This window comes from Bacillus inaquosorum KCTC 13429, assembly GCF_000332645.1.
GTDB lineage: Bacteria > Bacillota > Bacilli > Bacillales > Bacillaceae > Bacillus > Bacillus inaquosorum.
Genome location: NZ_AMXN01000001.1, coordinates 1 through 14,043 on the forward strand (window position 1 = coordinate 1; position 14,043 = coordinate 14,043).

The following is a 14,043-nucleotide window of genomic DNA, read 5'->3' on the forward strand; positions in this document are numbered from 1 at the left end:
TCTTATGGGGTCAGTCCCCATACAGCGGGCGCTTTTTTGTTATTCAGATTTTTCGCCTTTCAGCAGACACATAAAAACGATAATCAGGATAAAAGCAATCAAGGCCAGGAATGGAATGGTTATAAAACCAAACCAGTTAATATATTGGCCTGAGCACGGCACGCCGCTTACACAAGGCTTAATGCCGGTAAAGCCGGGCACTTTTTGCTCTAAGTAGTGCATGATCGAAATAAATGCCCCGATAATCGCCATGGGGAGCACATATTTTTTCACGCGTGTGTCACCTTGAAAGGTGGCGATGCCTAAAATCAGGACGAGCGGATACATGAGGATACGCTGGTACCAGCACAGTTCACATGGAATGAACTTTCTGATTTCACTGAAATACAGGCTGCCAAGCATAGCGACAAGAGCCACAACCCAGGAAGCATATAAAAATACAATTCTATTTTTCATATGATTACTTCCCTTTCAGCTCTTTTTCTATCGTTTTTTTGATTTCATTATAATCCGCAAAATTTTTGATCACTTTATCATTTACGTAAATCGTCGGTGTTGCGTTTACGTTCATTTTTTGATTAAGGTCAGAATCCTTTTCCACTTGAGAAGCGAATGTTTCCTTATCAAGATTGTCCTTGAGCGTCTCAGGTTTTACCTTTGTGGTGCTTTTTGCAAGATCACCGAGAACGGCTGGGGTCACCCATTCCTGTTCTGTGTCCGGCTGTTTTTCGAACAGCTTTTCATGGAATGCCCAGAAAGAGTCAGGATCTTCTTTCCATACTTCTTCTGATGCAAGAGCCGCTAATCTAGAACCCTTTCCATGAAACATGACGTTCACGAATGAAAATTTCACATCGCCCTTATCAATAAAGTCTTTTTGTATTTTTGGGAAGATGTCACTGTTAAACACCTTACAAGACGGACATTTGTAATCTCCGAATTCCACTACAGTTACCGGTGCATCATCCTTGCCAAGCACAGGCTGGCCTTTGATAGAAGGCTGTCCGGAAACCGCTTCATTGCCTTGTTCCGTTTTGTTATTAATGATTACAATGGCTGCTAGCAATACAACAACCACAATCGTAAGGATGACCGCGAATTTCGCAGAAGACTGCTGTTTCTTTTTCACTCCGACACCTCATCGTTTTCAAATTAAAAAAGAAGCGGATCGCAATTGACCCACTTCTTTATTTTAACAAGACAAGTGCCTATAAGAAAACCCCGAAAAAATGAATTCTCTCCGACAATTTATCTGTTTTTGAGACGCATAACGCGCATGGCGTTTGCCACAGCGAGCAGGGTAACGCCGACATCTGAGAAAACCGCTTCCCACATGGTCGCAATTCCAAATGCTCCAAGAATGAGAAAGATCGCTTTTACCCCTAAAGCAAAGCCGATGTTTTGCCACACGATTCGCCTTGTCCGTTTCGCAATCCGAATCGCTTCCGCTATTTTCGACGGCTGATCTGTCATCAGCACGACGTCTGCGGCTTCTACCGCAGCGTCTGAGCCAAGGCCTCCCATGGCCGCTCCGATATCCGCGCGCGCAAGCACCGGCGTATCATTGATGCCGTCACCGACAAAAATGAGTTTTTCGTTTGGCGAAAGCTTGGCTTCCAATGCTTCGACCCGCGACACTTTATCCTGCGGCAGCAGCTCCGCATATACCTCGTCAATGCCAAGCTGTTTTCCGACGGCTTCTCCCGTTTGTTTCGAATCACCTGTCAGCATAACTGTCTGTTTGATTCCAAGCGACTTCAGATCAGCAACCGCCTGTGCTGCATCTTCTTTTACTTCATCCGCTATGATGATTGCTCCGGCATAGCGTTGATCAACAGCAACGTGCACGATTGTTCCGGCATGTTCATCCGGGACGCCCTTAACCTGTTCTCTATCCATGAGCTTCTTATTCCCAGCAAGGATTTCTGTTCCGTTTACTTTTGCAAAAATGCCGTGGCCGGATATTTCCTCGTATGACTCTATCGCATCAGATGAAAGTATTTTCCCGTAAGCTTTACGCACAGATTCAGCAATTGGATGCTGGGAGTGAAGCTCAGCATATGCCGCCGCTTCAAGTAATCTGTCCTTTGTAAATCCTTCCGCAGGTTTGATTTCTGTCACTTCAAAGCTTCCTTTTGTTAATGTTCCTGTTTTATCAAACACCGCGTATTTGACTTGATTCAAGGCTTCTAAATAATTGCTTCCCTTCACAAGCACTCCGGCCTTTGAGGCTGCGCCGATTCCGCCGAAGAAACCGAGCGGTATAGAGACAACAAGCGCACATGGACAAGAAATTACTAAGAAAATAAGTGCGCGGTACACCCAATCGGAAAGTGTGGCGCCAGGAATCACCAGCGGCGGGACAAAGGCCAGCAATACCGCGATGATCACAACAGCTGGTGTATAATACTTGGCAAACTTCGTGATAAAGTTTTCTGTCCGGGCTTTACGGCTGCTCGCATTCTGAACCAAATCTAATATTTTTGATACTGCAGATTCCTGGTAGCCCTTTGTGACTTCAATAAGCAGAACGCCGTTTTGATTGATAAAGCCTGACATCACATCTTGTCCTTCTGCAGCTTTTCTCGGAACGGACTCACCTGTCAAAGCAGACGTATCAACCATCGCTGATCCCTGCACGACCTTACCGTCAAGGGGTATGCTTTCTCCCGGATTGACCACAATGATGTCTCCTGTCTGTACGTCCTCCGGAGAAACCAGTTCGATGCCGTTCTCTGTTTTGACATTGGCGTAATCAGGCCGTATGTCCATTAACGCACTGATTGATTTTCTGGACCGGCTGACCGCGGCTCCTTGAAAAAGCTCACCGATTTGGTAAAACAGCATAACGGCGACACCTTCAGGGTATTGCTGAATCAGAAAAGCACCGATTGTGGCAAGAGCCATTAAGAAATGTTCATCAAACACCTGACCGCGGCTGATGTTTTTGACTGCACGGATGATAATGTCACCGCCGATGATCAAGTAGGCAGCGAGGAAAAGTATAAATTCAATGGGTCCGGAATGAACGACATATGCTGCTGCTCCGAGTATGATAGCCGCCGCCATTCTGATCAGCATATTGATCATTCGATGACGATAGCCGTCATCAGCTGATTTCTTTTTATGCTTTTGACGAACCGTTACGTGCGGATCGATTGATTTCACTTTTTTCTCCACCTTATTGGTGACCCATTGCTCTTCTTTTCCATCGGCTGAGACAGTCAAGGTGCTTGCCGCAAAATTAACCGCACATCCGTCAATGCCTTTTATGCCTTTGACTCCGTTTTCGATTTTTTGGGCACAATTGCTGCAATCCAAACCGTCCAGAACGTATTCCTGTTTCACTAGTCTCACCTTACCTTCCGATTTAGGGTTCCCTCTTCAAAGTGTATCAATGAGTGTTGGTATTGAATTTATATATATGAGCACATACTCATATATTGGTTACATCTATTATATGGCGTTTCCCAAGAAAGTGTCAATGAAAAACAAAAACCGGCATATGGCCGGTTTTTATTTTACTTTCTGCAGACGCAGCGCATTCAGAACAACAGAAACGGAGCTGAATGCCATTGCTGCTCCCGCTATCCACGGCGCTAAAAATCCGAGCGCTGCGATTGGGATACCGAGGCTGTTATAACCAAGCGCCCAGAATAAGTTTTGTTTAATGTTTTTCATTGTTAATCTGCTCATGCGAATTGAGTCGGCAATGCTGTTCAGATCTCCGCGAATCAACGTAATATCCGCTGTTTCCATGGCAATGTCCGTGCCTGTTCCGATCGCCATGCCAATATCGGCTGTGGCAAGCGCCGGCGCATCGTTAATTCCATCGCCCACCATGGCCGTCTGACGGCCTTCTTTTTGCAGGCGGGAAATTTCCGCCGCCTTTTGTTCAGGAAGGACTTCCGCAATGACACTCGTAATTCCCGCTTCCTTCGCAATCGCTTCTGCAGTTCTGCGATTGTCACCTGTCATCATGATGACATCCAGGTCCAACTCTTTCAGACGGGCCACTGCCGCCCGTGACGTGTCTTTTATCGTATCAGCAACGGCTACGAGTCCCGCTGCTTCCCCATCAATGGATACAAGCATAACCGTTTTTCCTTCTGCCTCAAGTTCTTCCATTTGAGCAAGAAGAACCCCATGCTCAACCTGTTCGCTCTCCATTAACTTTCTTGTGCCGACGAGAATGGTTTTGCCTCCGGCTTCAGCCAAAATGCCTGCGCCAATCTTTGCTTCAAAGCGGGTCAGCCTCGGTATCTCAAGCCCTTTTTCTTTCACGCCGGCAACAATCGCTTCACCGAGCGGATGCTCTGATCCCGTTTCGGCTGCCGCCGCAAATTGAAGCAGATCTGTTTCTTCAAAACGGCCGAACGGAATGGCATCAGTCAGTCGCGGCTTCCCGTTTGTCACAGTTCCGGTTTTATCAAGAACAATCGTATCGAGACGATGTGTTTTTTCTAAATGCTCGCCGCCTTTAAAGAGAATTCCGAATTCAGCAGCGCGCCCAGATCCGGCCATAATGCTCGTCGGAGTGGCAAGGCCGAGGGCGCAAGGACATGCAATGACAAGAACCGCAATGAACTTGCTGATCGCTTCGGCAAAATCGCCGGGAGCCGCCCAAAGATACCAAATGAGGAAAGTGAGAACGGCAATCCCCAATACGATAGGCACAAAAATGCCGGAAATCTGATCAGCGAGACGCTGGATCGGCGCTTTTGACCCTTGTGCTTCCTCGACAATTTTGATGATATGAGAAAGTGCCGTATCCCTTCCAACGTTGACAGCTTTGATTTTTAGGAAGCCGTTTGAGTTGACGGTTGCACCTGTCACGCTGTCACCTGGATTTTTGTCAACAGGAAGACTTTCTCCTGTAATCATCGATTCATCTACTGCCGAGCGGCCTTCAACCACTTCCCCGTCGACAGGAATTCGTTCGCCCGGTTTGACGTAAACAATGTCATTGACTAGCACTTCGTCTATCGGAATAATTTGCTCCTGTCCGTCTCTTACGACAGTTGCTGTTTTCGCTTGGAGCTTCATCAGCTTTTTAATTGCATCCGAAGAACGGCCCTTTGCTTTTGTTTCAAACAGCTTGCCTAATAAAATCAGCGTCAGCAAAATCGCGCTTGTTTCATAGTAAAGGCCGTCTGTATGCCCATGGGAACCAAGGCTTTGGATGGTAAGATAAAGACTGTAAGCATAAGCAGCCGTCGTTCCGAGCGCGACCAATACATCCATATTGGCGCTTTTATTTCTGAGCGCCTTATACGCACCCGCATAAAACGGCCAGCCGATCAGAAACTGGACCGGTGTCGCCAACGCAAACTGCATCCACGGATTGAGGAATATATCTGGCACCCAAATAAACGATGTAAACGTAAAATGGCTCACCATCGCCCAAAGCAATGGAAATGACAGAACCGCTGAAAAGATCAGTCTCGCCGTTTGCTTCCGTTCTTCTTTCTTTTTAGAAGCTGCCGTTTCTCGTTCCTCATCACCCTTCAGCTGAAGCTTATATCCCAGCTTATCTACCGCTTCTTTCAAATCGCCGACAGACGCTTCTTTTGGATTGTACTCGACCGTAACCGTTTCTAAAGCGAAGTTTACAGGAGCATTTGTGACGCCTTCTATTTTGTTAAGCCGCTTTTCAATCCGATTGGCGCAGGCTGCACAAGTCATGCCTTCAATATCGAATTCAGCTTTTTCTGTCACGACGTGATAGCCCAGTTTTTCTATTTTTTCCTGAATCGCTGCAGCCCCTGTCTCAGCGGGATCGTAGGTGACATTTGACGTTTCCATTGCCAGATTGACATTGGCATCCGTTACACCGGGCATCCGCTTCAGGCCTTTTTCAATTCTGGAGGCACATGCCGCACAGGTCATACCCGATACCTGCATCGCGATTTCCTTTTGTTCACTCAATCTACTCACTCCTTTATATACACCCGGGGGGTATATAAAAATGAAAGAAATATCGCGCCTCCCTAAAGGCGCGACACCTTGAATCAATCGGCTACATCATAGCCCTGGTCTTCTATCGCTTCCGAAATTTCCTTGACTGATACTTTGTCAGCATCAAACGAAACGTCGACTTTTCCCGCTTCCAGATTGACATGAACAGCACTGACGCCGTCCAGTTCTCCTACGCTCGTTTCCACAGCTTTGACGCAGTGCTGACAAGACATTCCTTCAACTTGCAATGTTTTTTGTTCCATTTGAATTCCTCCTGTTTATCTTTCTGTTTTCATCCTACCATACCCCCGTAGGGTATTACAACAAAAAAAGACTTTATGATTTTGTGAACTTTTTAAATACGTCCAAAAGCTCAGAAATGGCCTGTTCCCCGTCTCCGCTTTTGATGGCATCTGCTACACAGTGATGGGCGTGGTCCTCAAGCAAGTGAAGCGCCACATTTTTCATTGCCGCCTGAACAGCTGAAATCTGCACAAGAATATCTACACAATATCTATCGTTTTCCACCATATTTTGAATGCCTCTGACTTGGCCTTCTATCCGTTTCAGCCGGTTTATGATTTGATCCTTTTCTTTCGAGCTTTTATGGTTTAATGCTTTATGTTCGTTATGCTTCTCCATGCGTACACCTCTGTTTCTTATATTAATTCCCATTATACTGATTGTCCAAACTGTTGTCTAAGCATGCCGCCGCAAAAAATGAATCAGTTAGGTTTTACCATTTATACAGGAGGGTATATATCTCTTGTGAAAACGCTTTTAAAGGGGAGAAGAAAAGTGGATACAATAAAGGTTGGGATATTAGGGTACGGACTGTCTGGTTCTGTTTTTCACGCGCCGCTGCTTGCTGTTCTGGAAGAGTATCACATCAGCAAAGTCATGACATCGCGGACAGAAGAAGTGAAACGGGATTTTCCGGATGCAGAAGTTGTGCATGAACTTGAGGACATCACAAATGACCCGGCCATTGAGCTTGTCATTGTCACCACACCGAGCGGCCTTCATTACGAGCACGCTATGGCATGCATTCAGGCCGGAAAACATGTTGTGATCGAAAAACCGATGACAGCGACGGCCGAAGAAGGGGAGAAATTAAAGAAGGCTGCCAATGAAAAAGGTGTATTGTTAAGTGTCTATCATAACCGGCGCTGGGATAACGACTTTTTAACGATTAAAAAGCTGATCGCTGACGGATCCCTTGAAGATATCAATACATATCAAGTCTCCTATGACCGCTACAGACCTGAGGTTCAAGCACGGTGGCGGGAAAAAGAAGGCTCGGCCACTGGTACGCTGTATGATCTCGGCTCCCACATCATAGACCAAGCCCTGCATTTGTTCGGGTTGCCAAAAGCCGTGACTGCAAACGTAATGGCCCAGCGTGAAGATGCCGAAACCGTTGACTATTTTCATTTGACTCTGGATTACGGCAAACTCCAAGCCATTCTATACGGAGGATCGATCGTTCCGGCAAACGGCCCTCGTTATCAAATCCACGGACAGCATGCCAGCTTTATGAAATACGGAATCGACGGACAGGAAGACGCACTCAGAGCGGGAAGAAAACCGGAGGATGACAGCTGGGGAGCGGATGATCCGGAGTTTTACGGAAAGCTGACAACCGTTCATGGCACGGACAAAAAAACAGAAACCATCCCATCAGTAAATGGCTCCTACCTTACCTATTACCGCAAAATAGCAGAGAGTATACGCGAAGGCGCTGCGCTGCCTGTCACCGCTGAGGAAGGAATTGATGTTATTCGCATCATTGAAGCCGCAATAAAAAGCAGTGAAGAGAAACGAACCATTATGCTGGAGAAATAAACAAAAGCCTCCCCAAGAAAAGGGAGGCTTTTTCATTAAAATGTTTTACCTGCTTCTTTCGCACGCGCAATCGCGTCTTCTTTGATTTGCTGTGCTTTATCAGGCTCCGCATTATGTCCCTCTACGAAAATGCCATCGAATGATGGTACACCGAAGAAGTTCATCATGATGCCGATGTAGCGGTGACCCATTTCCATTTCAGCCGCAGGGCCTTCAGAATAGTAGCCTCCGCGCGCTTGGATATGAATCGCTTTTTTATCAGTTAACAAGCCGATCGGGCCTTGTTCAGTGTATTTGAATGATTTTCCTGCAACTGCAACAGAATCAAGATACGCTTTCATTACTGGCGGGAATGAGAAGTTCCATAAAGGAGTAACGAATACGTACTTATCAGCAGATGCAAATTGATCACTAAGCTCTCCCAGACGGCCCACTTTCGCTTTTTCGCTTTCAGAAAGCTCTTCAAAGCCTGTGCCTGACTGCAGCTTGCCCCAGCCGCTGAATACATCCGCGTCAATGTGCGGGATGTTTTCTTTGTACAAATCGATATGTACAACTTCATCATTTGGGTTCGCTTCTTTGTAAGATTCGATGAATGCTTTACCTGTTGCCATACTGTAAGAAGTTGCTTCATCATGCGGGTGAGCAGTGATATACAATACTTTTGCCATTTTTACCAGCCCTTTCGTTTTTAAAAATCACACATCAATTATTATCATACAGACGCATTATGATTATTCTTTCTCTATTAGTCTTTATTATAGGGGCTCTAAAAATTACTTTCAAGTAAAACATCTTGAATTAAAGATTATTTCGCTTTTCGAAAGCTGTCCGCAAGCCCGAATACAGTGCGGAGAGCTCTTTACTGATACGCGGGTAATAAGGAACATGCGGCACTTGTATGTCAGCCGGCATCCTTTTCATCAAAGCGGTTTGCTCAGCCTGTTCAAAAAACACTTTTAGCTGGTTCATCTCTTTTTCAGAAAACGGAGCAGGCGGTCGATGATGGGCTTGGGCCGAGAGCAAATAATACCCTAAGTGCTGAGCACCGGAAATGGCAGGCCAAAGCACATCTGCATTCGCGTTAGGAAAGTCCCCAAGCGCCTTGTCATACGCATCCCGAAGCCTAACCAGACTCACCCTTAACTTGTTCTCGTCTGCTTTCTGCCCGGTCAACAGTTTCTCCATAAAGTGCCCTTCCAGCCGAATCACGTCCCGCATTAGTTCAGGCAGCCGCTTCGTTGAAAACCGTCTCCACAAAACCATCGTTCCCAATAGCCCGATTACACTGCCAACAGCTACATCCGTCAGCCTCGCTATCATAAAATAACCGACGTCCGAGCCGCCATGCATGCTTTCTGTTATGACAAGCGCATTTGCGGTCAAAAAAGGAACCGCCAGCGCATAATTGCGGACAATCAGCATCTCAAGAAGACATTGCAGCGCTGCAATACACAACGCAATATAAACACCGCCCGGCTTAACAAACAGGATTGCTCCTGCCAGCCCAACACCGATCACGGTTCCGATTGAACGCTGAATGGCCCTGTGAAGCGTAAAGAGAACAGTAGTGCCAAGCATGACCGCTGCTGCCGAAAGCGGAATCCAATAGGAGCGTGCAAAGCCGAATGTGAGGGCAAACATATCGGCGGCAAACAGCACAATTCCGTACTTTAATGCCCGTATCAAAACGGGAGACTGCCAGTCAAAGGCATTTCTCAAAAAGTAAAAAGAGGCTGGCAGGCGGCTCGGTTCCCCGTCCGATTGCTTATCATTCCGTCCTGAAGCGAAAGACAAAGCCTCATTGATTTCTTCAAACAGCTTCCGGCTTGGCTCAGATTCATTCTCTTTAATCTGAAACGCACTGGAACTACGAGCATGCCCCAGCGCATCTCCGGTTTGACGGAGTGCCTTTTCAATCTCGGCCGTCTCTCTGTCTGGCGTTTCAGCTGAAAAATGAATAATGGCAAGGAATATGTCGTCAGCTTTTTCGAGCAGGCGGAAAAATCGTTCATCATACTGTGATTTTTTCCGCCTGTTCCCCTTGCCGAGAACCGTTTGACGAGCTGTTCTGAGCATAAGCACCGTCTGATGCTGCGCATTATGAAAGCCTTGCGTACCGACGGCTGAAAGACATGCAGCCAGCTGATGATATGTTTTTTGCAGCACCGCCTCCTCCGGTCCATGTTTGTTCCATAACCAGCCGATTAAGGCGATACCCATGGCGAAAATGCCGCCGAGAAACGTCAGTCCCGATCTGAACAACGCTTGTGAAGGATCGGCCGGCAGCCCGGAGCTGACTAAAAAGGCAAGGACAAAAAACATCGGCGCAGGACCTTGTATACCGAGCGCGCTAAAAATAAACATCGCAGCTGCACCAATCAAGCCCAGGACAGCCGCCATTATCCAAACCGTCCCAGACAAAATAGTGCCTAATCCAAATGAGAGCGCGATCCCAATGGAAACCAAGAGCAGCTTCAAAGCGCGCTTTTTATACGATTCACCGCCCGCATATAAATAAACAAAGCCCCCGATGCTTGCAGTTAAACCATAATCCGTGTGACCCGCCAATGCGCCGATCAGCACAGGAAACCCTGAAGCGATCCCTGATCCGATCGCCTTTTTCCATGGAAATGGATTCGCATGAATGCGAAAGGCATCCTTCACGATGCTTGGCATGGTTCTTTGATTGTTCTCAACAGTTTTGTTCATTTGACAAAATCCTTTTCTATGAATGTATAGGACTTTTCCCGATTATTCACTATAGTATGCCCCAAAAACGCCTTCGCAGAGACCATACGTCTCTGCCTGTTTTACATCAGTTTATTCGCAATATCCTGAATCGGCTTGATCCAGTTGCTGTACGTCAGCTCGGCAGCTTTTTTCCGATCCTTTTCCCTACATGCCGCAATGATTTGTTCATGTTCTTCAATCGAATTTTGCGGCGATTTAAAAAAAGACAAAAATAAAAGCAGCGCCTAACAGCACTGCTTTGTCCATTTGCTTTCTTTTAAGAGAAGATGAATAAAAAATAAAGGATAAATCAATAGATACCCATTAAACAGCCACCAAACAAGATCGAAGTCCAGGCTGAATGTCCAGAATGAAATCGCCTGAAGGCCTGAACAACAGGTCAGCACAAGAGAAATCAGCGCCATCAGCTTCCAGTCAGCACTGTTCTTCCGCTGCAAGTACAAGCTGTACAATCCTGTGAAAGAGATCAGGATATCCAGCGGGAAAAAGGACCAGTTCCAGGCGATCATAAACGGATGGTCATGATGTTTAAACGCCCAGCTTTCCGGTATCAGCGAAAACCCAGCTGACAGCCAGTACAAGATAAAACCGATATCAGTCACGAGAAAAAACAGTTTCATATATCTCATTTGTACTGCCCGCTTTTATGTATCGGCTCAGACTGCGCCCCATGATCGATCAGGTTTAAAGACACAACACCGCCGATAATCAATCCGATTGAAATGAGTTTCATGACGCTAACATTCTCTTGAAAAAACAAAAAACCAACGACTGTAATCAGGACAATCCCCATCCCTGACCATACAGCATAAGCGACAGAGACATCAAATGATTTTAGCGTAAGCGTCAGAAAGAAAAGACTCCCGCCATAAAAGAAAATCAACAGCACACTGGGAGTAAGCTTTGTAAAACCCGACGATAGCTTCATGCTGACCGTCCCGGCAACTTCAAACAGAATCGCTAAGCATAGAAACACCCAATTCACGTAGCATCAGCCTCCTCATCAGCTGTTATGCCGTTAAACAATACATCTACAATCGATTCAAGAACCTCTCCTGTCGTGAACTGATGTTTGAGCGGATATTCGGGATCATACACTTGGTTGATGCTTCCTATATACATGTGAACAAACAGGTCCGGATTGATGTTTCTGATTCTCTTTTGCTGTTTGCACTCGTTTAATAATTCAAGGACAATTGTCCATTCTTCCTTAATAAACGTATCTAATGTAAGCCACGCATCGTAATGGTATTTCTTCAGATCACTTAATAATCCCATATTCAGCAGTTCCATCCCCTGCGGAAGACCGATCAGCATTTTTTTCACTTTTTCAAGAATGTCTAAACTTTCATTTTCATAGATGTCTTTTTCCATTTGCTTCATCTCTGCGATAAATTGCTCAACGACCGCTTCCGCAAGCTTGTCTTTTGATGAATAATGCGCATAGAGCGTCCGCTTGCTCGTTCCCAGCACTGCTGCCAAATCATTCATCGTAAATGAAAATCCTTTCTGCCTGATCAGCCGGATGGTTTCCTCCAGAATTCTTTTTTCCAAATCAGTCCCTCGCTTTCGGTACTGATAAAACTATATCGGTACCGAAATTATACGACAGAAATTTATGGAAATCAACAACACTAAAAAAACCTCTCCCAAAAGGAGAGGTTTAAAAGACACTGCGAACCAAACCGCCGTCCACCCGAAGCGCCGCGCCATTGATCGCGGAGGAAAGCGGACTGCTTAAAAATGTAACGAAGTGGGCGATTTCTTCCGGACGGATCAGTCTTTGAATAATGGATGTCGGCCGGTTTTCTTTCATAAAACGTGCCTCAGCTTCTTGAACAGTCAGGTTTTCATCAGGATACAGCGAATTCAGCATGGTTTCCACACCCTCTGTTAAGGTAGAGCCCGGCATGACGGTGTTGACCGTCACATTCGTGCCAGTTGTCAGCTCCGCCAAACTGCGGGAAATGGACAGCTGCATCGTTTTTGTCGCACTGTAATGGGCCATTTCCTGTGACGGCATAACCGCCGCTTCACTGGCAATGAAAATCACACGCCCTTCTTTTTTCTCTATCATGTTGTGCAAATACTTGCGTGTCAGCCTTACCCCGCTCATAATGTTTACTTCAAAAAAACGAAACCATTCATCATCGGGAATATCAAAGTACTCCGCCGGTTCAAAAATCCCTAAATTGTTGATCAAAATATCAACCTCTGGATATGCCTGAAACAGCTCATTGCAGCCTTCTTCTGTTCCCAAATCAAATGCAGCCGGATATAGGACCGCTTCGGAATGTTGTGTTTTCAATTCATCTATCGTCTGATTCACTTTCTCTTCCCGGCGTCCGTTAATGATCACTGCCGCGCCTTCTTCCGCTAACGAAGAGGCAATGGCTTTTCCGATCCCCGATGTCGAACCAGTCACCAGTGCGGTTTTTCCTTGTAAATTCAGCTTCATTCGTTCATCCCTCCGTTTTTGATTCCTCTTATTTATTGACAGAAATGCGTTTGGTGAAACATCTGCTCTGCAATCAGTATGAAACAGCTGGGATTGAAATGGAAGTACGCACTTTTTGGTGCCTGTGATCTGGAGAAAAAATAAAGCAGAACCCTCTAAGAGGTTCTGCTTTATTGATGTTGTTGATAACCATTATATGTTTGTTCCTTGTAGAAAGGTGTACAAACTGCTTGAGAATTATTAAAATTTTTTTAATTTTAATAATAAGACATTAGAATATGCCTTTGAAAATGTGAACCCTGACTATGCTGAATCAAATAACCTGTGCAAAGTGATTTACTCATTGATACCAGAAGAAAAATAAATTTACAATCACATTTCAATAAAAATGTCATAAAACGGAAAGTGAACCGAATTACAAATTATTGTTAATATGCGCCTGAGCTGAAAGCACCCGACATACCTGAACTAAAAAGAAAGACTGAGAAAAGCGAACAGAAAATACGTGAGGCCATGCACTTTCTAGGAATAAAAAATATGAATTATTTAAAAAGCCCTCCTCATGTGAGTTGGGCTTATTTTGTGAGGATGATATCTTTATCCTTCCTCAATAGGATTGTGTTTTGTTGCTTTAAATATTGTTATAACTTTTTTCACTATCCTTAGTAATACATAGACCATCAGAACAGCGATTAAATAATTAACCACATTAAACTCTGTCTTTATAAATTCTGTTGGAGTAAATAACAAAAACCTATTTCCTACAAATCCATCATAGCTACGATAAATCACAAATTGAATAGGGAAACCGAGCGCATACCCCAGTTCTGAAACCTTCTCATAGGGTATTACAAAAATCGAAATAAGTGGAACTAGAAAGCTTATCAAACCTAACTTGTATTTTTTCAATCGGTTTTTCATGCAATCACTCCCTTCCCCTTATATGTTACCCGGCAATTATAACATATCCAAATAAATAAATTTATTGAAAAATATAAAAATTTTGGTTTTTTATGGATCCCGGGACT

Annotated in this window: 15 protein-coding genes; 1 reads left to right on the forward strand and 14 read right to left on the reverse strand. The window is 45.2% G+C overall.

Going from position 1 to position 14,043, the window contains the following annotated elements; all coding sequences use genetic code 11:
* Positions 1-39 precede the first annotated feature (39 nt).
* The 6 genes from BSI_RS20660 to csoR all read right to left on the reverse strand — a co-directional run bounded on the left by BSI_RS20660 (position 40) and on the right by csoR (position 6,600).
* Positions 40-456 (reverse strand): disulfide oxidoreductase, encoded by a 417-nt coding sequence (locus BSI_RS20660; protein ID WP_003235152.1) that lies wholly within the window; start codon positions 454-456, stop codon positions 40-42.
* A gap of 4 nt (positions 457-460) precedes the next feature.
* Positions 461-1,129: a disulfide bond formation protein BdbD gene (gene bdbD, locus BSI_RS20655; protein ID WP_003235153.1), complete on the reverse strand. Its 669-nt coding sequence runs from the start codon at positions 1,127-1,129 to the stop codon at positions 461-463.
* Between the two features lie 119 nt (positions 1,130-1,248).
* Entirely contained in the window at positions 1,249-3,357 is a 2,109-nt protein-coding gene (locus BSI_RS20650; RefSeq protein ID WP_162532066.1) for a heavy metal translocating P-type ATPase, read from the reverse strand.
* Between the two features lie 159 nt (positions 3,358-3,516).
* Positions 3,517-5,928, reverse strand: coding sequence for a copper-exporting P-type ATPase CopA (gene copA, locus BSI_RS20645; protein WP_003235155.1), 2,412 nt, complete (start codon positions 5,926-5,928; stop codon positions 3,517-3,519).
* Between the two features lie 83 nt (positions 5,929-6,011).
* Positions 6,012-6,221: a copper chaperone CopZ gene (gene copZ, locus BSI_RS20640; RefSeq protein WP_003235156.1), complete on the reverse strand. Its 210-nt coding sequence runs from the start codon at positions 6,219-6,221 to the stop codon at positions 6,012-6,014.
* Positions 6,222-6,294: 73 nt separating this feature from the next.
* Positions 6,295-6,600, reverse strand: coding sequence for a copper-sensing transcriptional repressor CsoR (gene csoR, locus BSI_RS20635; RefSeq protein ID WP_003235157.1), 306 nt, complete (start codon positions 6,598-6,600; stop codon positions 6,295-6,297).
* Between the two features lie 126 nt (positions 6,601-6,726).
* On the opposite strand from csoR, the gene iolW reads away from it, so the two are divergent.
* Positions 6,727-7,803 (forward strand): scyllo-inositol 2-dehydrogenase, encoded by a 1,077-nt coding sequence (gene iolW, locus BSI_RS20630; RefSeq protein ID WP_032731632.1) that lies wholly within the window; start codon positions 6,727-6,729, stop codon positions 7,801-7,803.
* Positions 7,804-7,838: 35 nt separating this feature from the next.
* Here iolW and azoRB read toward each other — a convergent pair whose 3' ends face one another.
* The 8 genes from azoRB to BSI_RS0120665 form a co-directional block, all read right to left on the reverse strand.
* On the reverse strand, positions 7,839-8,474 hold the full coding sequence (gene azoRB / locus BSI_RS20625) for an FMN-dependent NADH-azoreductase AzoRB (protein ID WP_003235159.1): 636 nt from the start codon (positions 8,472-8,474) through the stop codon (positions 7,839-7,841).
* A gap of 130 nt (positions 8,475-8,604) precedes the next feature.
* On the reverse strand, positions 8,605-10,515 hold the full coding sequence (locus tag BSI_RS20620; RefSeq protein WP_003235160.1) for an FUSC family protein: 1,911 nt from the start codon (positions 10,513-10,515) through the stop codon (positions 8,605-8,607).
* Between the two features lie 101 nt (positions 10,516-10,616).
* Positions 10,617-10,766, reverse strand: coding sequence for a hypothetical protein (locus BSI_RS20615; RefSeq protein ID WP_003235161.1), 150 nt, complete (start codon positions 10,764-10,766; stop codon positions 10,617-10,619).
* A gap of 15 nt (positions 10,767-10,781) precedes the next feature.
* Entirely contained in the window at positions 10,782-11,186 is a 405-nt protein-coding gene (locus BSI_RS20610) for a YvaD family protein (protein ID WP_003235162.1), read from the reverse strand.
* Positions 11,183-11,542, reverse strand: a complete 360-nt coding sequence (locus BSI_RS20605) for a DMT family transporter (protein ID WP_003235163.1) — start codon at positions 11,540-11,542, stop codon at positions 11,183-11,185. The genes BSI_RS20610 and BSI_RS20605 overlap by 4 nt, the downstream gene beginning before the upstream one ends.
* Positions 11,539-12,111: a TetR/AcrR family transcriptional regulator gene (locus BSI_RS20600; RefSeq protein WP_003235164.1), complete on the reverse strand. Its 573-nt coding sequence runs from the start codon at positions 12,109-12,111 to the stop codon at positions 11,539-11,541. The genes BSI_RS20605 and BSI_RS20600 overlap by 4 nt, the downstream gene beginning before the upstream one ends.
* A gap of 109 nt (positions 12,112-12,220) precedes the next feature.
* Positions 12,221-13,015, reverse strand: a complete 795-nt coding sequence (locus tag BSI_RS20595) for an SDR family NAD(P)-dependent oxidoreductase (protein ID WP_003235165.1) — start codon at positions 13,013-13,015, stop codon at positions 12,221-12,223.
* A 597-nt stretch (positions 13,016-13,612) separates the two neighbouring features.
* The gene (locus BSI_RS0120665; RefSeq protein ID WP_032731633.1) at positions 13,613-13,936 is read right to left on the reverse strand and encodes a hypothetical protein; all 324 of its coding nucleotides are present in this window, start codon (positions 13,934-13,936) and stop codon (positions 13,613-13,615) included.
* Between the last annotated feature and the right edge of the window lie 107 nt (positions 13,937-14,043).